At 56.5% G+C, this 20568-nt stretch carries 18 protein-coding genes; 9 read left to right on the forward strand and 9 right to left on the reverse strand.

Annotation, left to right across the window (positions count from 1 at the left end; genetic code table 11):
* Positions 1–59: 59 nt before the first annotated feature.
* Positions 60–794, reverse strand: coding sequence for a VC0807 family protein (locus WEB54_RS07425; protein ID WP_368054642.1), 735 nt, complete (start codon positions 792–794; stop codon positions 60–62).
* Between the two features lie 119 nt (positions 795–913).
* Between WEB54_RS07425 and WEB54_RS07430 the strand changes: the two genes are divergently transcribed.
* Entirely contained in the window at positions 914–1468 is a 555-nt protein-coding gene (locus tag WEB54_RS07430; RefSeq protein ID WP_368054644.1) for a mechanosensitive ion channel domain-containing protein, read from the forward strand.
* On the opposite strand, the gene WEB54_RS07435 is transcribed toward WEB54_RS07430, so the two are convergent.
* Positions 1406–2659 (reverse strand): sugar MFS transporter, encoded by a 1254-nt coding sequence (locus WEB54_RS07435; RefSeq protein ID WP_368054646.1) that lies wholly within the window; start codon positions 2657–2659, stop codon positions 1406–1408. The two genes, WEB54_RS07430 and WEB54_RS07435, sit on opposite strands and share 63 nt — an antisense overlap.
* Before the next feature lie 277 nt (positions 2660–2936).
* On the opposite strand from WEB54_RS07435, the gene WEB54_RS07440 reads away from it, so the two are divergent.
* Both WEB54_RS07440 and WEB54_RS07445 read left to right on the forward strand, forming a co-directional pair.
* Positions 2937–4154, forward strand: coding sequence for an MFS transporter (locus WEB54_RS07440; RefSeq protein ID WP_368054648.1), 1218 nt, complete (start codon positions 2937–2939; stop codon positions 4152–4154).
* A gap of 14 nt (positions 4155–4168) precedes the next feature.
* Complete coding sequence (locus WEB54_RS07445) at positions 4169–5974, forward strand: ABC transporter ATP-binding protein (RefSeq protein ID WP_368054650.1); 1806 nt, start codon at positions 4169–4171, stop codon at positions 5972–5974.
* A 9-nt stretch (positions 5975–5983) separates the two neighbouring features.
* On the opposite strand, the gene WEB54_RS07450 is transcribed toward WEB54_RS07445, so the two are convergent.
* The gene (locus tag WEB54_RS07450) at positions 5984–9064 is read right to left on the reverse strand and encodes an efflux RND transporter permease subunit (RefSeq protein WP_368054652.1); all 3081 of its coding nucleotides are present in this window, start codon (positions 9062–9064) and stop codon (positions 5984–5986) included.
* On the reverse strand, positions 9064–10329 hold the full coding sequence (locus WEB54_RS07455; RefSeq protein ID WP_368054654.1) for an efflux RND transporter periplasmic adaptor subunit: 1266 nt from the start codon (positions 10327–10329) through the stop codon (positions 9064–9066). The genes WEB54_RS07450 and WEB54_RS07455 overlap by 1 nt, the downstream gene beginning before the upstream one ends.
* Before the next feature lie 530 nt (positions 10330–10859).
* On the opposite strand from WEB54_RS07455, the gene thrS reads away from it, so the two are divergent.
* The 4 genes from thrS (at position 10860) to rplT (ending at position 14241) form a co-directional block, all read left to right on the forward strand.
* The gene (thrS, locus tag WEB54_RS07460) at positions 10860–12797 is read left to right on the forward strand and encodes a threonine--tRNA ligase (protein ID WP_368054656.1); all 1938 of its coding nucleotides are present in this window, start codon (positions 10860–10862) and stop codon (positions 12795–12797) included.
* Positions 12794–13336 (forward strand): translation initiation factor IF-3, encoded by a 543-nt coding sequence (infC, locus tag WEB54_RS07465; RefSeq protein WP_368054784.1) that lies wholly within the window; start codon positions 12794–12796, stop codon positions 13334–13336. The genes thrS and infC overlap by 4 nt, the downstream gene beginning before the upstream one ends.
* A gap of 254 nt (positions 13337–13590) precedes the next feature.
* Complete coding sequence (rpmI, locus tag WEB54_RS07470; RefSeq protein ID WP_368054657.1) at positions 13591–13785, forward strand: 50S ribosomal protein L35; 195 nt, start codon at positions 13591–13593, stop codon at positions 13783–13785.
* 99 nt (positions 13786–13884) lie between these two features.
* Positions 13885–14241 (forward strand): 50S ribosomal protein L20, encoded by a 357-nt coding sequence (gene rplT, locus WEB54_RS07475; RefSeq protein WP_368054658.1) that lies wholly within the window; start codon positions 13885–13887, stop codon positions 14239–14241.
* Positions 14242–14346: 105 nt separating this feature from the next.
* Here the strand turns inward: rplT and WEB54_RS07480 are convergent, their stop codons facing one another.
* The 4 genes from WEB54_RS07480 to purM form a co-directional block, all read right to left on the reverse strand.
* The gene (locus WEB54_RS07480) at positions 14347–15345 is read right to left on the reverse strand and encodes a 2-hydroxyacid dehydrogenase (protein WP_368054660.1); all 999 of its coding nucleotides are present in this window, start codon (positions 15343–15345) and stop codon (positions 14347–14349) included.
* A gap of 86 nt (positions 15346–15431) precedes the next feature.
* A complete protein-coding gene (locus WEB54_RS07485) occupies positions 15432–16148 on the reverse strand; it encodes a DUF3108 domain-containing protein (RefSeq protein WP_368054662.1) in 717 nt (238 codons plus the stop codon).
* Positions 16145–16795: a phosphoribosylglycinamide formyltransferase gene (purN, locus tag WEB54_RS07490; RefSeq protein ID WP_368054664.1), complete on the reverse strand. Its 651-nt coding sequence runs from the start codon at positions 16793–16795 to the stop codon at positions 16145–16147. Before purN ends, WEB54_RS07485 begins: the two co-directional genes overlap by 4 nt.
* Before the next feature lie 2 nt (positions 16796–16797).
* Positions 16798–17838, reverse strand: a complete 1041-nt coding sequence (gene purM / locus WEB54_RS07495; protein WP_368054666.1) for a phosphoribosylformylglycinamidine cyclo-ligase — start codon at positions 17836–17838, stop codon at positions 16798–16800.
* Positions 17839–18086: 248 nt separating this feature from the next.
* Here purM and WEB54_RS07500 point away from each other — a divergent pair, with 248 nt between their 5' ends.
* Together WEB54_RS07500 and hda are read left to right on the forward strand one after the other, a co-directional pair.
* Entirely contained in the window at positions 18087–19160 is a 1074-nt protein-coding gene (locus WEB54_RS07500) for a DUF2066 domain-containing protein (RefSeq protein ID WP_368054668.1), read from the forward strand.
* Positions 19161–19246: 86 nt separating this feature from the next.
* Positions 19247–19942, forward strand: a complete 696-nt coding sequence (gene hda / locus WEB54_RS07505; protein WP_368054670.1) for a DnaA regulatory inactivator Hda — start codon at positions 19247–19249, stop codon at positions 19940–19942.
* A 2-nt stretch (positions 19943–19944) separates the two neighbouring features.
* Here hda and WEB54_RS07510 read toward each other — a convergent pair whose 3' ends face one another.
* Positions 19945–20505, reverse strand: coding sequence for a hypothetical protein (locus WEB54_RS07510; protein WP_368054672.1), 561 nt, complete (start codon positions 20503–20505; stop codon positions 19945–19947).
* Positions 20506–20568: the final 63 nt, after the last annotated feature.

The following is a 20568-nucleotide window of genomic DNA, read 5'->3' on the forward strand; positions in this document are numbered from 1 at the left end:
GATACGGTTAAGGCGGGGTTTCCCCGCCTTTTTTATATCTGGTCTTTTTTTGGTATCGGCTATTTGGTATCCGCAGCTTCTTTGCTGCTGTCTTTGGCTGCGTTTTGTTCAACCAGCAGGGATTCCAGTTCCAGCCCGGTCAGTTTTTTAAGGCGGTGCAACAGGAAAAAGATGGCCCCCATTAACACGATGGTGCTGGGCAGAGCGATAACCGGATAGCTCAATGCCGTCATTTTGGCAAGTTCTTCATTGAAAGCGGTTGTTCCGGCTGGGCTCACCATAATCACCCTGGCCAGCACAAAATTTAGTACCGATGACAGAAAGAATGAGGCCGCAATGATATAGGAAACCAGCGACAGACTCTGCTCCAGTTGCCGGTGGGTGCCGCGCTGGTCCAATGCCTGATTGACCCGATCGATGGCAATCAGCTGGGCATTGAATATTAGGGTCCGTACCAGCGGCCAGCGAGTTTTTTGGCTGATCAGTACGGCCAGACCCAGCAAGCCGGGAATGGCTGCTTCCTTAATAGCGATGTATTTTGGGTCCAGTTGCAACAAACTGATACCACCGGTCAGAAATACGCTGATGACACCGATCACCGACATGGCATTCACTTTACCGGTTCGCCGCATTTCCCAAAGGCCATAGCCAATTGGGAAGGCCAGAGCGATGACAATGCTCCAAGCCGGTCCCAACCGATCAGGTCCACTGAATTTGCTGAGGATCACGACGGGGATAATGATGTTGAATAGCAGATTGCTGAAGAATCCGCCGCGTTGTGGTTGCTGACTCAAAATCGGAACTCTCGACGTCTGGGTGATTTACGGTAAAGTGTAAGCAATTCACGAGCCCGAGGCACCCGATATCGGGTCTGAAGGGCGTAAACACCTGATTATTGGACGGGAGTGTGCAGGTGTCCTGGCAATACATAGTATTTCTGGCGCTTTTGGTCGCCTTTTTCATTACCCACAAATTCCTTAGTTACTTCATTCGGCGCTGGGTTAATACCAAAGAGGTGCCCGTGCAGCGCAAAGCGCTGGTGCGCAAGCTGTTGCGAACTGTGCATGCCGTCGGTTACCTGATTGCGTTGGGGCTGACCTTTGGTATCGAATACGGGGAGCTAACGGTGTTTCTGTCGTCGCTGTTTGCTGTCATCGGTATCGCGATGTTTGCGCAGTGGTCCATTCTTAGCAATCTGACCGCCAGCATGATCATCTTTTTCCAGTTTCCTTACCGGATTGGCGACCGGGTCCGGATTCTCAATGCGGATTTTGACCTGACCGGTGAGATCGAGGAGATTTCCTCATTTCACGTCATGATTCGCCATGACAAAGGCGATTTGATGACTTTTCCCAACACACTTATGTTGCAAACGCCGGTCATAAAGCTGGCCGGGACCAAGACGTCAGTGATCAACCGGGTCGATGTTGACCTGGCGCCGCCCGAGACGCCGGGAAACGCCGTATAGGACGCTAAGTACGGCACTAAAGACAATCAGAAAACCCGGCACAATTTCCAGCGATATCCGCTCGGCCAGAACACCGGCCAGGGCGGGCAGGCTGGCGGCACCAATGCCCGCAGCGGCGATCTGCATGCCCATGGTGTTCGCCAGGTGGGCTTTGCCAACGCGCAATCTCGTGCCAGACACCAGCCCGGGAAAAACCGGAGCGAAGGCGAACCCGACCAGGCCGATGGACAGTAAACCCACCCAGGCCACCGGGTTCCAGGCCAGCAGAACCGCGCCAACCAAGGCGAGAATCAGACTGCCGGTAACCAGACGGTGATTGCCCATGCGATTGGCAAACACACCGGCGACCATACGGCCCAGAGTGAACATCCCCCAGTAAATGGCGATCCACAAGCCCGCGGCCGCGGTGTCGACTCCGCGTGACTCCGTCAGCAACGAATACCCCCAAAGCCCCAGCGTTAATTCCAAGCCGGTATAGGAGAAAAACAGGCCCATGCTTAGCCAGACCGCCGGAGTTTTCAGTGAGGTCAGCATACTGGCCGAGGTCGTATCCGAAGCGGAAACCGTGTCTGGGTGGGAGCGCGCAACTTTACCGGCATCTTCAGTCAGGGTGGGTTCGGCGCTGGCCGATGCCGGTGCTTCCCAGAGTTTCGCAGAGAAGAAGAAGCACAGCCCCAGAAAAACCTGGGCGCTGCCGACCAGCCAATAACCGGGTGACCACTGGCCTGTCAGGTTCAGCGTGGCGGTCATGATCAGCGGGCCGAGGGTGATGCCGACGCCAAAACTGGCATGCAGCCATTGCATCAAGCGTTCGCTGTAGTGCTCGGCAACGTAAGTGTTAAGGCTGGCATCGATGGCCCCCGCTCCTATGCCCACGAGAGTGCCCAGCACCACAAATGCGACCCAGGCGGGTACCAGAGTAAACCCGATCAGTGCCAGGCCGGTCGCGATGCAACTGATCGCCAACAAACGGCCGATGCCGAAATACCGGCTGACCGCGCCGCTGAAAAAACTACTGATCATATAACCGGAGGTCGTGGCGACTAGCAGCCAGCCCAAAGCATCCAGTGGCTGGTTGAAATCGGCACGGATACCGGGCCAGGCCACACCGAGCAAGCCGTCGGGCAGACCCAGTGAAATAAAGGCAATGAAGCACAGGCAGATCAGTATCAAGCGGCGACGGTCAGTCATGGTGTGCTCCAGTGTAAGAGGAGAGGTTGGTTGTCCGCCGCTTCCGAGGCGATGACCGGCAGTGACTATAACGATTAAGATAGCCCTCATCAAGGTAGCCATTAGCGAAGGGTGTAATGCCCCCTAACCGGCGGCAAAGGCCCTGAGAGCCCATTGTCAGGAATGATGGAACTGTGGGACGAAGCGTTTTGAACGTTGTTCTTGTACCCCGGTCAGAGTATTGTTCCGAGCCTGTTTTGTTTCCATCTGCCGGTCTGTTGTTAATCGGAGACGTGCCATGAAAGGTCGCTTGATGCCGGTGTTGCCGGTACTTATCAGTGCGTGTTTGCTGTTGATGTTGTCATTCGGGTATCGGGCTGGCTTCGGGCTATTTATGCAGCCGATATCCGAGGCCCGAGGCTGGGGCCGGGATGTGCTGTCGCTGGCCCTGGCGGTGCAGAACCTCGCCTGGGGTGTTATCGCTATTTTTGCCGGCGGCCTGGCAGATCGGTTTGGTAATTTAAAGGTCCTGCTGGCCGGGGTGCTGTGTTACGCCGCTGGGATGTGGGGTATGTCTTACTCGACAACCGAGCTGGCCATGGTTTCCACCGCAGGGCTGCTGGTTGGTGCCGGAGTAGCGGGCACTGCCTTTGGTATTGTGTTGCCAGCGCTGGCGCGTGCGGTACCGGAGGATCGTCGTGGCTGGGCTCTGGGTGTCGGAACGGCAGCGGGCAGTTTTGGTCAGTTTCTGATCGTGCCGCTGATGCAGGAATTGGTGGACCTCGCAGGGTGGTTCCGTGCGTTGCAGTGGCTCAGTGCGTCGGCCTTTATTATGGCGGTGCTGGCGTTACCACTGGCCCCTTACGGTGGTGCTAACGACACCTCCAGCCCCAAAATTGATGCGTCGCTCTGGACCATTCTCAAACGGGCTTTGAAAGTGCGTTCCTATACCCTGTTGGTGCTGGGCTTTTTTGTCTGTGGCTTTCACGTTGCGTTTATCACCGTCCACATGCCGGGCTATGTGGTCGACTTGGGGTTTGATGCCAAGGTGGGTGCCTGGAGTATCAGTCTGATCGGGCTGTGCAATGTGTTTGGTGCCTATATTGCCGGCGTACAAAGCAGCCTGCGCCCGAAGCGAACCATTCTGGCCTTCATTTACCTGGGGCGTGTGGTTGCCATCACCGCCTTTTTGTTGATTCCGGTATCGCTGGTGACCATTCTGGTGTTCAGTGCCATCATGGGCTTTTTGTGGCTGGCGACGGTGCCGCCGACCTCGGGTCTGGTCGCCGTGCTGTTTGGTACCCGTTATATGACGTTCCTCTATGGTTTTGTGTTTTTCAGCCATCAGGTCGGCAGTTTTAGTGGTGTCTGGCTGGGTGGGTGGTTGTACAAAAATTATCAGAGTTACGACGGCATCTGGATTGCCGGTATCGTTTTGGGCCTCATTGCTGCCTGGCTGCACTGGCCGATTGAAGAAAAAAATTCCATCGCCCGCATTCAGCAGGCAAGCACTTAGATAAAAGGAAGGACATGTCGTTTATTGCCCCCGCAACCAGCTTTCAGTCACTGATTCGGCTTTTGAAATACGCTCGTGGATACCGGCGCCGCATTATTGCAGCGACGGTATGTTCGGCCCTGAATAAACTCTTTGATATCGCACCGGAAATTTTAATCGGCATTGCCATTGATGTCGTGGTCAATCAGGAGGCGAGTTTTGTTGCCCAACTCGGGCTGGAAACGCCACAGTCGCAAATCATTGCGCTGGCGGTGCTGACCTTTGTTATCTGGGCGGGCGAATCCCTGTTTGAATATCTGTACATGATTCTGTGGCGTAATCTGGCGCAGCATCTGCAAGCGGATATTCGGCAAGATGCTTACGAACACATTCAACGCCAGGACATGAGTTTTTTCGAGTCGCGCAGCAGTGGTCAGCTAATTTCCGTTTTGAACGATGACGTGAATCAGCTGGAGCGGTTTCTCGACGGCGGTGCCAACGACATTATTCAGGTACTGGTGACTGTGGTCGCGGTGGGTGCGGTTTTCTTTGTGCTGTCGCCGCTCATTGCCTTTCTGGCGTTTACGCCCATCCCGCTAATCATCTGGGGCGCATTTTATTTCCAGAAAAGAGCTATGCCACTCTATGCCGACGTACGTGAACGGGTGGGTGTACTGGCCACCCGGTTGAGCAACAATATCGGCGGTATGGCGACCATTAAATCCTTTACCGCTGAAGAGCGGGAAGCGAAACAAATTCGGGCAGACAGCGATGCCTACGCTGAAGCAAACCGGCGCGCCATTGCCATCAGTTCGGCCTTTATTCCGGTCATCCGTATGGCCATTTTGACCGGCTTCCTGTTTACCTTTGTCGTCGGTGGTTTTCAAGTATTGAATGGCGTGCTCGGCGTAGGTGCCTACGGCGTGCTGGTATTTCTGACGCAGCGTCTGTTGTGGCCGTTGACTGAACTGGCCCAAACGATTGATCTGTTTGAACGAGCGATGGCCAGCACGCGGCGCATTCTGGTGTTGATCCACACCCCGGTTACGGTACCGGATGATGGCGATCAGCTGTTTACCGGGCCGGTCGCGGGCCGGGTTCAGTTCAAGCAGGTGTCGTTTGAGTATGGCCAGAGCGGTGCCGGCGTACATGACGTCAGCATCGACGTACCCGCGGGTAAAACCCTTGCACTGGTCGGGGCGACCGGGTCGGGCAAATCGACATTGATGAAACTCCTGCTGCGGTTTTACGAACCCCGGAAAGGACAGATCGAACTGGACGATATTCCCATTAGTCAGTTGTCACTGCGTGATCTGCGCACTCATATCGGCCTGGTCAGTCAGGATGTGTTTTTGTTCGATGGCACCATAGCCGACAACATTGCCTACGGCCGTCCCGATGCAAGTCAGGAAGACATTCAGGCCGCGGCAAAAACGGCCGAAGCGCTTGAGTTCATTGAACGACTTCCCGACCGGTTCAATACCCAGGTGGGCGAGCGTGGCGTCAAATTGTCCGGCGGTCAGCGCCAGCGTTTATCGCTGGCACGGGCTCTGTTAAAAGACCCGGCGGTACTGGTGCTGGATGAAGCGACCAGTGCCGTCGACAACGAAACCGAGGCCGCGATCCAACGGTCACTCGCCCACATCGCGGAAGACCGCACCGTTATTATGATAGCGCACCGCCTGTCGACCATCGTGCATGCCGACCAAATCGTGGTGCTCGAACATGGCCGCATTGTAGAGCAGGGCACCCACGCCAGCCTGTTGACCGGCCAGGGCGCTTACTGGTCCCAGTGGCAGGTGCAAACCGGGCAGTTGGCGCAGGCGGAGCTGGATCGGTAGCCGCCAGCATCAAACCTCTATCGCCCGGGTTGTTGTTGGGTCGTCGCTGCGGCGACTGGCCCAGTCGGTCAGTTGGCCAATCTTGTAGAGTAGAACGGGCACCATTAGTAGTATCAGCAGAGTGCCAAAGCCGAGGCCGAACACCAGCCCCACAGCGATGGGTTTGAGCAGGGCGGCATCGATGCTGGTTTCAAACAGCAGCGGTGACAGGCCGGCCATGGTGGTGACTGAAGTCAGAATTACCGGACGCAGGCGCGATGTTGCCGCGGCCAGTGTCGCGTCGTACAGCGACTGGCCCTGGGCGTGCAGGCGGCGGAATACAGCCACCAGAATAATCGAATCGTTAATGACAATGCCGGACAGGCCAATCAATCCGAATATGGATATCGTCGAGAGCGGCATGTCCATGATCCAGTGACCGGCCACCGCGCCGATCAGCCCGAACGGGACGGTGATCAGCACGGCGAAAGGCCACAGCCAGGATTCGAATACCCAGGCCAGAATGAAGTAGATCAGGATGATCGAAATCAGCACCGACATCAGGGTGTCACTGAAGAAAGCCTCCAGCTCCTCAGCCTGGCCTTCGATGGCGTAATCGACCGGAAACTGAGAGGTCACGATCGGCATAATGTCAGATTCCAGCACCGCGTACAGATCCGATAGCTGATCGCCGCTGTAGCTTCCAGAGACGGTGACTGACAACACGCCATTGCGCGCACTGATTCGGTCGAGGCCCTTCTGATAGGAAAAGTCGACCAGGCTGCCGAGGGGGAGGCTGGTACCATCGCTCAACTGAATCGGCAATGACTGCAACCAGCTTTCACTTTCACGCTGTCGGTCTTCCAGTTGCAGCCGAACCGGAATTTGTTCAAAACCGGTTTCCACAGTGTACAGCTCAAGCCCGGATAGCTGTGACGATACCTGGCGTGCCACATCGCTGATTTCGATCGCCGCTGCTTCAGCGGCGCGGGTGCGTGTCAGCTGGTATTGCTGGGCATCGAAGGGTAGGTCATCGGTTACATCGGTCAGGTCAGGCAGGGTTTGCAGTTGTGCCTGCAGTAACAGGGACGCCTCTTTGAGCTGGTCGATGTCGTTGCCTTCCAGTCTGATTGACAGGTCACCACCACCACCCGGGCCGCGAAACGAGCGGCCGGTTGAAAAACTGCGCACGATGCTTGGCAGTTCATAGTTCTGCTGAACCCGTTGCAGAATTTCGGCGTTGGACAGGGCACGGTCGGTGTCGCTGGTAAGCGAAATGTTCAACTCCACACGACTCGGTTCATCCAGTTGGTTGTATTCATGCACTATGGTGTCGATCAGGCCGCCACCGACGTCTGAGTCGATGGCCTGAACCACGGCTTCGAGTTCATCCAGTGCCTGTTCGGCCTGGGCGAGACTGGTGCCATCGAGCAGGTCGAGCGAGACGCTCATGGTCGGCTGATCCAGAGACGGCGACGCCTCGAACGCGATTTTTCCACTGGTGACCGCGCCCAGAGCGATCAGACTGATCATCGCCAGCGCGGCGATAAAGATCGCACCATTGCGAATAGACAACGCGACCAGGGAGCGAAAGGGCCCGTCGCGAAACCGCCCGAAGCCATTGTCAAAACCCGCCCGCCAGGCGCTGGGCTTGCGCATGCGTTTGTGGTGGCCCAGGTGTCCGGGCAAAATGATGAAGCATTCGACCAGTGAGGCCACGATGGCGGCGGTGACGACGATGGGAATGTCGATTAGAAAGTTGCCGAAGGTGCCGCCAATGAGCATTAGCGGTAAGAAGGCTGCAATGGTGGTCAGGCTCGATGCAACGACGGCCGGCATCATGCGCAGCGCGGCCGTCTTGGCGGCTTCGCGCGGGGCCAACCCTTCGGATTCCAGAGCGGCGGTGTCTTCGGCCACGACAATGGCGTCGTCGACGATGATACCAATGGCAATGATGAAGCCGAACAGGCTGATGGTGTTGATGGTGGTGTCGGTATACCCCATGAAGGCCAGGGTGCCCATAAACGAAATGGGAATACCGGCGGCCACCCAGACGGCCAGGCGCGTACGCAAGAAGATAAACAACACCAGAATGACCAGAATCATGCCGCCGATGCCATTGGTCAGCACCAGGTTCAACTGGGCCTCGACCACCCGCCAGACTTCGTTGTAGGCATGAAAGCCAACACCGTAGGGCAGTTCAAGCGCAAAATCGTCCATCCACTGGTCCAGTATTGCTGCGTTCTCCAGTGTGTCTTCGCCAGCGACACGTTCGATCTCGAGCTTGATGGCGGGCAACCCCTGGTAACGTAAAATATCAGCTGAATCGAAACGTTCTTCCACGGTGGCGACCTGCGACAGCCTTACCACACCGCCGTCGGCATTCTGCGCCACGATGGCATCCTGCAAGGCCGACACCGTCCAGTCCGGTGCGTCGGTCACCAGGGCCGTGGTGTTCTCACCGACCGTGACCGAGCCTGCGGTTGAGACTGAAAACTGGGTACTGAGGCGGCTGGCCAGCGTATTAAGGGTAATGCCCAGTGAGTTCAGAGCGGCCAGATCAATGGTAATGACCCGCTCCCGGCCCGGGACACCATCGAGTTCAACGGTGGCCATTCCGCGGTTCAGTAACGACTGACGCGCTTTATAGCCGAGGGCGGTAAGTTCACTGCGTTGCACATCGCCGTATATCAGAACACTGGCAACGGGCTCGGTGAGTTCGATGGCTTCGACGTCTCTGACTTCGGCGCCATCGGGTAAATCGAGCCCCTCGATGGCTTCTTCCAGAGCGGTAAGCCCTTCATTGGCGCTGTAGTTGTCGGAGACTCGGGCGAACAGACTGACGCCGCCTTCGCGGGCGGTGGAGCGCACGAAATCAAAACGCCGGGAATCCTGTATGGCGCGATCGAGCGGTTCCGCGATGCCGGTGCGCACGGCGTCGGCATCGGCATTTGGCCAGTCGATGCTGGCCCGTACCAGGGGCAATTCCGTATCGGGGAACAACTGTGAGCGAACCTGTTGCAGGCCCCAGATACCCGCGCCGATGACCACCATCATCAGCAGATTGGCCGCCAGACGATGGTCCAGCAGTTTCGCGTAGAAGCCATTCATCAGTTATTTGCTCCGGTGGTGATCGCTGCTGAGGTGCCGGCGTTAAGCACCCTGACCGGCGTGCCATTGGTGGGTTGCGACAGTCGCGTGGTCAGTATGGTCGCTTCCGGCCCCAGCTCCTCACTGTCAATCAGTGCCCATTGTTCGCCGTCGCGCTGCTGGTAGCCAAGAATGGTGATGGGTAGGGCCTGCAGCACGCCTTCGCTGATCTGGTAAACCTGGTCACCGTAGTAGACCGCATCCTGAGGGATGGCAAAACTCTCCACCGCAGGCAGAGTCAGGCTGAGTTCCAGCGTTTCATTGATCAGTACCGGTATGTCCTGAGGGAGGTTCAGCGTCAGATCCACCGATCCGGTATTGGATGTTGCCGCCAGGTTGTCCAGCGTAACCGGGTAGGCGGTGCCGTTCAGCCAGGCGCTGGCTTCGATGTCGGTGCCGACAATGCTTCTGTAAATGCGCAAGGGTACCTGGGTGCGTACAAAGAGGGAGGACCGGTCGACCAGGCTTAACAGATTTTCTCCGGCATCCACCCGAACCTGGGCGGCGGTATCGATCGAGACCACGTCGGCACTGAATGGCGCGGTCGGGGTCAGGTCCTGTTGCTGGTCGCGTACCTGTTCCAGTTCAATCAGCGCCTGCTCCAGTTGCGATTGTCGCTGGGCGGCTTCATCGTCGTAATTGGCCACCGCCAGTTGTGCATTGCGCCAGGTCTGACGGGCGGCGGCGACATTGGTTTCATTGGAGAAGCCTTGCTGCAGCAGGTTTTGTTCCCGCGCCAGATCCCGTTCGGCAATAACCAGCGCTTCCTGATTGAGTTCGTGTTGTCGCTCGGCAATGCGGATACCAGCCTGTTGTTGCTCAATGGTGGCCTGCTGCTGACGCAGCGCCCAGTTGACGGCCTCTGCTTCCAGGCGTAGCAGGGGCTCACCAGCCGCCACGGAGTCGCCAGAGCGGACCAGAATATCGGTGACACGACCTGCCTGGGGCGCGGTAACGGTTTCCTGACGCTTGGCCTGGACGGTGCCGAGCAACGGAATCTGGGGTGCATTGAGTACTCTGGCGACGTCCAGGGCTTCCACCTGAATGGCTGAACTGTCGACACCGGCGCGCCCCCAGCGCGATCCGGTAATGCCCGCGCGCATCGACATGGCCGCATTTCCACGGCGTTGCTCGTTCGCCGCCGTCTCCTGCGGCGCATTCATCCAGCGATAGCCGGTGAGACCAATGGCTAACAGGGTCACTACGACCACGGCTTTTTTCCACATGCCCAAAATCCCACTTCGTGTAATTGGTGATATTGACTCGAATTTTACGCATGAATCGTGAAGTAAATGTGCACTTCCCGGTCAATGTTCGGTAAACCCGGCAGACGGATCCCAGGGCGTCGCGCACTGAAAGGTATGAACCTGCTCTCGCTTTACGGTAAACTGCCGCGCTCTGTTGGCAGGTTGGCGGCGCGTGCCGCCTGTTCGGATACGGTCCCTTGGTAGGGGTAGGTCCGGGTGTGATGCCTGTTAACAGGTTCAACCAACTCAAGTTCCATTGTATTGCCAGGAGTCCGTGCCAGGCACCGGGTGTGCCCATCCGGGGTCGGCGTATACCCGTCCATGGGGCCTAGACCGCAACATCCATGTTGCGGACTCCCCCGGATAGACACACACACCCGGCACCTGGCACTCAGTTAGTATGAACTCCGAGACTTGAGTTCCAAGTAATGTGTCCTGATCACCCTCCGGGTGGCATCGACATCCAACACGTGGCCCATGGTAGGGGTCACCACTGAAGGAGCACCGCAATGCCTGTTATTACCCTTCCAGACGGTTCCCAACGTTCGTTTGAGCAGCCCGTCAGTATTTTGCAAATCGCCGAAGACATTGGCCCTGGTCTGGCCAAGAATGCCGTTGCCGGTCGCATCGACGGTGCCCGCGTGGATTTGGTTGATGTCGTCAGCCAGGATGCAGCGGTTGAGATTATCACACCGAAAGATGAAGACGGTCTGGAAATTATTCGTCACTCCTGTGCGCACTTGCTCGGTCATGCGGTCAAACAACTGTGGCCGGATGCTCGTATGGCGATTGGCCCGACCATTGAAAACGGCTTTTACTACGACATAGACATGGAGCACCGCCTGACCGAGGAAGATCTGGGCGCACTGGAAAAGCGCATGCTGGATCTGGCCAAAACCAATTATCAGGTGGTGCGTCACAAAGTGAGCTGGCAGGAAGCGGTGGACGCGTTCAAGGCGCGCAATGAGCCCTACAAACTGGAAATTCTGGAGCAGAACGTTGCCCGGGATGACAAACCAGGCTTGTACCACCATGAAGAATACATCGACATGTGTCGCGGTCCGCACGTGCCGAATATGAAGTTTTGCCACCATTTCAAACTGATGCGTGTCTCCGGTGCTTATTGGCGTGGCGACAGCAACAACGCCCAGCTGCAGCGCATTTACGGCACCGCCTGGGCAGACAAGAAGCAACTGAAAGCCCACCTGCATTTTCTCGAAGAAGCGGCCAAGCGCGATCACCGTAAAATTGGCAAAAAGCTTGACCTGTTTCATTTGCAGGAAGAAGCACCGGGCATGGTGTTCTGGCACGCTAACGGCTGGACCCTGTATCAGGTGATTGAGCAGTACATGCGCGAGAAGCAGCGCGAGCACGGTTATCAGGAGATCAAGACGCCGCAGATCGTCGACCGGTCTCTGTGGGAAAAGTCGGGCCATTGGGACAAGTTTGGTGACGATATGTTCACCACCCACAGTGAAGCACGGGACAACGCGGTTAAACCGATGAACTGCCCCTGCCACATTCAGGTGTTCAATCAGGGACTGAAAAGCTATCGTGACTTGCCTCTGCGGCTGGCCGAATTTGGCAGTTGCCACCGTAACGAGGCCTCGGGCGCCTTGCACGGCATCATGCGCGTGCGCGGGTTTACCCAGGACGACGGCCACATCTTCTGCGCCGAATCCCAGATTCAATCAGAAGTGGCCAAGTTCATCGAGATGCTGAACGAAGTGTATTACGACTTCGGCTTCGACGACGTCATTCTTAAATTGTCGACCCGCCCTGAAAAGCGTGTCGGTAACGATGAAGACTGGGATCGCGCGGAACAGGCGCTGGCATCGGCACTCGATGCCTACGGCAAACCCTGGTCGCTGTTGCCGGGCGAGGGCGCCTTTTACGGCCCGAAAGTAGAGTTTACGTTGAAAGACAGTCTCGGTCGGATGTGGCAGTGTGGTACCATTCAGGTCGATTTCTCAATGCCGGGACGCCTGGACGCTCAATACGTGGATGAGCATGGCGACCGTCAGACCCCGGTGATGTTGCATCGGGCGACACTTGGCAGCTTTGAACGTTTTATCGGAATTCTGATCGAGCAGCACGCCGGAGCGATGCCGCCCTGGTTGGCACCGGTTCAGGCGATGGTGTGTAACATCACCGATGCTCAGGCCGATTTCGTACAAAAAGTGCAAAATCGCTTGATTTCTGAAGGGTTTAGAGCCAAAGCCGACTTGAGAAATGAGAAGATCGGCTTTAAAATCCGCGAGCATACAATTCAGCGAGTTCCTTATTTACTGGTTATTGGTGATAAGGAAGTCGAAAACGAGGCCGTAGCGGTCCGCACCCGAGAGGGCAAAGATCTTGGTGTCATGTCAATTGACGCGTTCATCGAGATACTCAGCGCGGATAACGCCCGAAAAGGCCGTCTGGTAGAAATGGAGAGTGAGTTATAAAACGCAACGCGAAAGGTGCAAAAGCGGCGGCTAACCGTCATGTCGTAAATGAGCAGATCAAGGCGGACGAAGTCCGGCTAATCGGTTCCGGCGGTGAGCAAATCGGAGTAGTTCCCTTGCAAGAGGCTCTGCAGAAAGCGGAGCAGGAAGGCCTTGAGCTGGTGCAGATTTCAAACGGCGATCCTGTGGTCTGTAAGATCATGGATCTTGGCAAAAAACTCTATGAAGAGAAAAAAGCCAAGGCAGTCGCCAAGAAAAACCAGGTTCAGGTGCAAGTCAAGGAAGTCAAATTCCGGCCGAACACCGACATTGGTGACTACAACGTCAAGCTGCGTAATCTGACTCGTTTTCTGGAGCATGGCGACAAGACCAAGGTCACGTTGCGCTTCCGGGGTCGTGAAATGGCTCACCAGGAACTCGGTATGGAGCTACTGGCCCGCGTCGCAACAGATCTTGAATATCTGGCGACCGTTGAGCAGCGCCCCAAGATGGAAGGCCGTCAGCTGACCATGGTTATGGCGCCGATCAAGAAGAAATAAGGCGTTTTAAGGAATAATCAGCTTTACGGCTGGTTATTCCGGCAGGGTCTGGTATCCTGCGCGCGGCGACGGCTTAGAGCCGTCGTTTTTTATGGTGGGTTGAATGGCTTTTGGCCGGTTAGACCATCGTTAAAGGGGTTCGGGGTGTCTAGGCATCACTGAGCGACATGGCAACCGTTAGCTCCCGATGTCGGGGTTACCAGACATCAGACGGGATGTGACACGGTTATTGGAAGTAGATCGGGAGATTGAAAATGCCTAAGATCAAGAGCAATTCTGGCGCTGCCAAGCGCTTTAAGAAGACGGCAAACGGCTTTAAGCACAAGCAGTCTTTCCGCAGCCACATCCTGACCAAGAAGAGCACCAAGCGTAAGCGTCACCTGCGCGGCACCCAGCTTATTGCTGAGTCCGATGTAGCGCTGGTCAAGCGCATGCTGCCCTACATTTAAGGTCTGGCCTTGCTGTTACATCTGGTTGAATAGTAACTGGTTGAATAGCAACTCGTTGAAAAGCAGCAGGCTGAAAAACAGGATTAGGAGGAAAGAAATATGGCACGTGTTAAACGTGGTGTAGTGGCCCGTCGTCGCCACAAGAAGGTATTGGACCAGGCTAAAGGCTATTACGGTGCTCGTTCACGAGTCTTCCGGGTTGCCAAGCAAGCGGTCATCAAGGCAGGTCAATACGCGTATCGCGACCGTCGTCAGCGTAAGCGTCAGTTCCGCGCCTTGTGGATCGCTCGTATCAATGCCGAAGCTCGGGTGAATGGTCTGTCTTACAGCAAATTCATCAATGGCTTGAAGAAAGCAACCATCGAAATTGATCGTAAGATCCTGGCGGATCTGGCGGTTCACGATAAAGTCGCTTTTGCTGCACTGACCGAACAGGCTAAAGCCAAACTGGCTTAAGACTGAACGGTTAAAAAAAACCCGTCAAATGACGGGTTTTTTTATGTCTGAACGTTTAGGTTTGGATCATGTCCACCGCGAAAACAGTTTCATGTTTATACTGGCTCAGGCCAGCGGCAATACCTGATGCAGCGCTTCCAGGTCCGAGCGCTCAAAGGCATCCAGGTTGGCCAGCGTGACAGCAGTAATGGCTTCCAGAGCTTCTTTGGTGAAGAACGCCTGGTGGCCGGTGATTAACACATTGCGAAAGGTCAGCAGGCGGGCGAACACATCGTCGCGCAGAATGTCATCGGAATTATCTTCAAAGAAGAGGTCGGCTTCTTCTTCGTAAACATCCAGCCCCAGGTAGCCAACAGCGCCGGTTTTGAGTGAGGTGATCACATCGCTGGTGTTGATCAATGCGCCCCGGCTGGTGTTGATGACCATCACCCCATGCTTCATTTTCGCCAGAGTGTCTTTGTTGATGATGTGCCGGGTCGAGCCAACCAGCGGGCAGTGCAGGGAAATGATATCGCTGTGCGCCCAGAGATCATCCAGCTCGACATATTCAGCGCCGGCGGTCACCGCAGCCTCACTAGGGTAGGGATCATAGCAGATAACCCGGCAGCCGAAGCCGCGCATGATGCGAATGAACGCCTGGCCGATCTTACCGGTGCCAATAACGCCGACCGTTTTTCCATGCACATCGAAGCCGAGCAGACCGTGCAGGCTGTAGTCGTTTTCCCTAACCCGGTTGTAAGCACGGTGGGAATTACGGTTGAGTCCCAGGATCAGTGCTACGGCGTGTTCGGCCACGGCGAAGGGAGAATACTCGGGCACTCGGGCAACGGTGATTCCCAGTTCAACGGCGGCCGCCAGATCCACATTGTTAAAGCCGGCACAGCGCAAGGCGACCAGGGATATGCCGTGCTGGTGCAGCTGTTCAAGTGTTGGCCGGTCGACCGTGTCATTAACAAAGCAACAGACTGCATCGTGGCCCTGACTGAGTGCTGCTGTCCGGGCGTTCAGATGAGGCTCAAGAAAGGTGAACTGGTGATGGGATTGTGTGGCTCGAGTGAAGAATTGAATGTCGTAGGGTTTACTGCTGAATACAGCTACTTTCATGGTACAAGCCTCCCTGTGCCGGTCAGTGGGTAACCCTCCATACCGGGCGTGCTGTAGCACCAACGCAGCGATGCCAGCCAGGGTCACTACTGGCTGAAATCAACCGGCTGGCCATCCAGCTGCAATGATAATACCCGGATTTCCTCTTTCAGGTCACCGTCTTCGTAACGGCCGAATCGCATCGGTGTGTAGGCCAGGCCGGGAGCGATCCAGATCAGCTTGCGTTCATCGCGGCTGACCGGCTCGGTTTGCTCGATGATCCAGGTGTAAATTGCACCCTGGGGCAGTCGCAGCATTTCTTCGCCAATGATGCGGAAGGACATGTCATCCGGTTGCTTGTGACGCAAAACGTTCAGGGTGATCGATTCTTCACCGTTAGCCAGAGCCTGTTGCAACGCGAGTTGATAGCCCAGGGCATCGTAGATGGGGGCCGCAAAACGTTCGTCGACACGGTCTTTTTCCACGCGCCCGGTCACACGTCTGTTGTCGTGGTCGAAACGCAGCGATTTGGTGGTTTTAACCCAGAATAATTTACTTTCGAATTCGTAACGCGTGGGTCGGATCTGGTTGTCTGTAACCGTCAGCCAGCTTTCTTCGCGCAACGATAAGGTTCTGCCGTCTGTGCTGAGGCGGTAGTGCCATTGATCGGTCGCGGTTTCCCGCAATTGCAACGTACCCTGTGCCTTAATGTCGATGGCACCATGGCGAATCGCTTCCATTTCGGCGGTGAACGGCGTCATGCCCTCGGCGAATGCGGCTGAGGACAGAATTAACAGGATTAGATGGGTGAGCAATCGATTCATAGCGTGGCAGTATCCAGCAGACGACCGCTTTTGGGAAGAGGTGTGCCGTCGAATACCGCCTGGTTCCGGTCAAGTTGGAGTCGCCCGCTTACAAACCAGTCGACAACCACCGGGTAAAGCTTGTGTTCCTGGGTCAGTACCTTTTTGGCGAGGGAGACGGCGTCATCTGCAGCGTCTATGGGCACTTCAACCTGGGCTATGGCCGGGCCACCATCGAGTTGGGTGGTCACAAAATGCACCGTTGCCCCGCCCGCCGGGTCGCCTGCATCCAGTGCGCGCTGATGGGTATTCAGACCTGGATACCGGGGCAGCAATGACGGGTGGATGTTGATCATGCGGCCGAGGAAGCGGTTGACGAAATCGTCGGTGAGAATGCGCATGAACCCGGCCAGCACGACGAGATCGGGCCGCTGATCGTCAATCAGGTCGGCCAGAGAGCGGTCGAAGTCCGCACGATTGGCAAAGCCTTTGTGATCCAGGGTCAGTGCTTTTACGCCAGCCTGACGCGCTCTTGACAGACCAAAGGCGTCGGGGCGGTTTGATATCACCGCGACAATCTCGGCATTCAGTGTTCCGGACTGGCACTGATCAAGCAGTGATTGCAGATTGGAGCCACCACCACTGATCAGTACAACGATGCGGGACACGCCTAGACTCCGTCGATAATGACAGCGTCGCCAGTACGCTGTTCAACCTGCCCCATAACCACCGGGTTTTCGCCGCTGGCTTTCAGCTGACTGAGGATATCTTCCTGTTCACTGGCAGGTACGACCAGCACCAGACCGATGCCACAGTTGAAGGTGCGGTACATTTCATGAGCATCGATGTTGCCGGCTTTTTTCAGCCAGTTGAATACCGGTGGCTGGGTCCAGCTGTGGGCATTCAGGCGAATCGCCAGCGAGTCGGGTACCACCCTTGGCAGGTTTTCATAAAAACCACCGCCGGTGATGTGTGAGATGGCGTGCACGGACTGGTTGGCCAGCAACCGCAGAACCGATTTTACGTATATCCGGGTTGGGGCCATCAGGGCATCAGCCAGGGTGGTGTCACCCATGGGTTGTTGCAAATCCGCATCGGAAACTTCGATGACTTTACGGATCAGCGAATAACCGTTGGAATGTGGGCCGGAGGAGGGCAGGCCAATGACGCTGTCACCAACGCGTACCCGGATGCCATCAATAATGTTGTCTTCCTCAACAACGCCGGTGCAAAAGCCAGCCAGGTCGTAATCATCGCCTTGGTACATGCCGGGCATCTCAGCGGTCTCGCCACCGACCAGTGAGCAGTTCGCCTGGTGACACCCTTCACCAATGCCCTGAACCACACGGGTCGCGATATCGACCGACAGTTTGCCAGTGGCGTAGTAATCGAGAAAGAACAGCGGTTCTGCACCGCAGACGATCAGGTCGTTCACGCACATGGCGACCAGATCGATGCCGATGGTATCGTGACGGTTCAGTTCCATGGCCAGTTTCAGCTTGGTGCCCACCCCGTCGGTGCCGGAGACCAGCACGGGCTTTTTATAGTGGCTGGGAATGCGACACAGGGCGCCAAAGCCGCCCAGCCCGCCCATGACTTCTGGGCGTCGGGTGCGCTTGACGGTGTCTTTGATGCGGTCCACCAATTCATTGCCAGCGTTGATATCAACACCGGCGTCTTTGTAACTCAGGGGTTTGGGCGCGTCTGACATCACTGGCTCCATAGCGACAATTCGGATAGAAAGAAGGATCTGGCCATTACCTTGCGGCGGGGGACGACACGATCATGGCCAGAGCCTTCTTGGGCGCGCGGATTATAGCAGGAGCTGTGCCGGGAATCAGCTTGTCTGTTCGGTCAGGAAATGACCGTGGCTTTGCACAATAATATCGGTGCGGCGACCTGATTTTCGCGGCGGGCTCTGTCACAATAGTCGATCATCACATAATAGAAGCCGGACTTATGCTTTTTCGAACTGTCTCTCTTGCGTGTCTGTTGTTGCTGTCACTGCCTGTCTGGGCGGCCCGGACGGTGGATGTCTACGCCGATTCGGCCATTCTTGCCCAGAATGCCTCCGACCAGGATCAGAATGAAGCGGTTCGCGAAGCCCTGCTGCGGGTGCTGATCCGGGCAACCGGCGAAGCGGACATTGTGAGCCAGGAGCGGACAGAACCCCTACTGCGCAATGCCTCCGACTATCTGTCGACATTTCGCTTCCAGACGAGCGACGCCCTGCTGACCAATGTCCTCGGAGAGTCGGTGCCGACCAAACGCATGGTGATGCAGTTTGACCAGCAGTCCATTGAGCAGTGGCTGGTCAATCAGCGCCTGCCGGTCTGGGGGACACGCCGACCGGAGGTGTTGTTGTGGCTGGCCGATCGCCTGCAAGGGCGAGATCGAATACTGACTGATGGTGATAATCACACTCTGGCCGTGGCGCTGAATAACCGGCTGGATAATCGGGGTCTTCCGGTCGTACTGCCGATTATGGATCTGACCGATACGCTGAATGTTTCCTTTACCGATGTGTATGGCTTGTTTACCGGCGATATAGAAGCCGCCTCGGAACGCTACCCGAGTGATGCCATCGCCGTCGGCCGACTGGCACAGCAGGGCAACGGGTACCAGGCAGACGTGGTGTTTCTGATGCGCGACACCCGGGAGCGGCTGCAGGTCGTCGGGGCAACCGAAGCGGAACTGATGCAACGCTTAGCCGATGAATTATCGGATCGGATAGCGGATCAGTATGCGGTCTTGCGAGACCCGGCCATGGTCGGGCAACTGGCCCTGCGGGTGAACAACATAATTGAGTTGTCGACGCTGGCCGCGGTGGAGCGGTACCTGGAATCACTGAACGTCGTCACCCAGGTTACGTTGCGCCAGGTCGCGGCCGATTCGGTGCAATTTGATCTCGAGATCAGCGGTGACCGCAATCAACTGCGCGACGTACTGGCGTTGGACCGCCGTATTGTGCCGGTTGAAGAGTTAACGCTGGAAACCCAGCTGGATAACGAGCTGGTGTATCGCTGGCAATGATGAACCTGGTCAGAGCTCTGCCATCCCTAACTGATGTTAATACCCCGGCAAGGGCCTGCGCCTTGTCGGCCGCCAGGAGACCCTAAGTGGCGATTCAACAACTGCCCCTGAGCGTGACCTTTCGGGAAGACGCTGTTTTCGACGATTACCTGCCCGGTGACAATGCTCAAACCCTGGGCGCCCTGCGTCATGCGCTGGCACGACTGGACGAAACTCTGATCTACCTGTGGGGCGCCAGCGGCTCAGGCCTGACGCATCTGCTGCAGGCCAGTGTCCACGATCTGCAAACACAGGGGCTGGAGAGCCTCTATCTGCCCTTGGCCGACTGTGTGGACCACGGTCCCGAGGCGCTGGAGGGGCTGGATCAAATGGCCGTGTTGGCGCTGGATGATATCGACAGCATTGCCGGACACCCCGAATGGGAAGAAGCTCTGTTTCATCTATTCAACCGGATGCGCGACAGTGGCCGCGTGCTGCTGGTCACCAGTCACACCAGCCCATTGAAACCGGCCATCACCTTGCCCGATCTGGCGTCACGGCTTAGTTGGGGGTTAACCTTTCACATACAGCCGCTGACCGACGAGCAGAAAACCGACTGGCTGATCTGGAAGGCGCGGCGCCGGGGGCTAACCATGGAAACTGACGTTGCGGCTTTTCTGATTAACCGGACGGCGCGCTCCATGACCTCCCTGGTCGAGGCGTTCGAGCGGCTCGACCAGGGTTCACTCGCGCAGCAACGGCGGCTCACGATTCCGTTTGTGAAATCTGAACTGGGTCTCTGACCTCAGAGCTCTTCGTCATCATTGGCCGGGTGCGACGTGTCATCGTCGGACTGTGACTCGTCGTCTTCGGGCTCTGGCTCGATGCCGTTCACCTGTGCATAAAGGTGGATAAAGGTCTGTACCGCGTCTTCCGCTTGCACTGCCATCAAGCCTTCGGTGTCCATGATCCAGCGACGCTGATCGTCCAGATCCATCGGGTCGATGTCGGTGAACAGCTCATTGACTGGAATAATCTCCGCTGCGACCTCTTTGTCATAAGCGTCGTACATCATATTGAAGCAGTATTCAGCCAGTGCCGGATCTTCGCTGTAGACTTCACCGTCGTTCAGGTCTTCAGCCCACTCCTTGATGACATCCAGCACGGTTTCGCCACGATCGAGCAGATCTTGCAGGGGTGGGGCACCGGCCGCGTTCTGGCCACTGTCCCAATCGATCAGCCAGGCGTCCTCAGGCTTTAACAGGACGCTTTTATACTGGCCATTGTTCAGGCTCCAGGCGACCGCGTAGGGGTAACCCTGGTCTTCGTCGGTAACTTCAAAGGCTATAAAAACCGGTAAATGCATCGGGTTCGATTCCGTTATCAGTGAATGCGCGCAGTATAACGGTCACAGCGCCCGAGGCACAGG

It is taken from the genome of Saccharospirillum sp., from assembly GCF_040881935.1.
Lineage (GTDB): Bacteria > Pseudomonadota > Gammaproteobacteria > Pseudomonadales > Natronospirillaceae > Saccharospirillum.

Bases quoted from the DNA above. Each gene is read 5' to 3' on its own strand.
- WEB54_RS07435 (WP_368054646.1), bottom strand. From the start codon at position 2,659: ATGACTGACCGTCGCCGCTTGATACTGATCTGCCTGTGCTTCATTGCC.
- WEB54_RS07440 (WP_368054648.1), top strand. From the start codon at position 2,937: ATGAAAGGTCGCTTGATGCCGGTGTTGCCGGTACTTATCAGTGCGTGT.
- WEB54_RS07445 (WP_368054650.1), top strand. From the start codon at position 4,169: ATGTCGTTTATTGCCCCCGCAACCAGCTTTCAGTCACTGATTCGGCTT.
- WEB54_RS07450 (WP_368054652.1), bottom strand. From the start codon at position 9,064: ATGAATGGCTTCTACGCGAAACTGCTGGACCATCGTCTGGCGGCCAAT.
- WEB54_RS07455 (WP_368054654.1), bottom strand. From the start codon at position 10,329: ATGTGGAAAAAAGCCGTGGTCGTAGTGACCCTGTTAGCCATTGGTCTC.
- thrS (WP_368054656.1), top strand. From the start codon at position 10,860: ATGCCTGTTATTACCCTTCCAGACGGTTCCCAACGTTCGTTTGAGCAG.
- rpmI (WP_368054657.1), top strand. From the start codon at position 13,591: ATGCCTAAGATCAAGAGCAATTCTGGCGCTGCCAAGCGCTTTAAGAAG.
- rplT (WP_368054658.1), top strand. From the start codon at position 13,885: ATGGCACGTGTTAAACGTGGTGTAGTGGCCCGTCGTCGCCACAAGAAG.
- WEB54_RS07480 (WP_368054660.1), bottom strand. From the start codon at position 15,345: ATGAAAGTAGCTGTATTCAGCAGTAAACCCTACGACATTCAATTCTTC.
- WEB54_RS07485 (WP_368054662.1), bottom strand. From the start codon at position 16,148: ATGAATCGATTGCTCACCCATCTAATCCTGTTAATTCTGTCCTCAGCC.
- purM (WP_368054666.1), bottom strand. From the start codon at position 17,838: ATGTCAGACGCGCCCAAACCCCTGAGTTACAAAGACGCCGGTGTTGAT.
- WEB54_RS07500 (WP_368054668.1), top strand. From the start codon at position 18,087: ATGCTTTTTCGAACTGTCTCTCTTGCGTGTCTGTTGTTGCTGTCACTG.
- WEB54_RS07510 (WP_368054672.1), bottom strand. From the start codon at position 20,505: ATGCATTTACCGGTTTTTATAGCCTTTGAAGTTACCGACGAAGACCAG.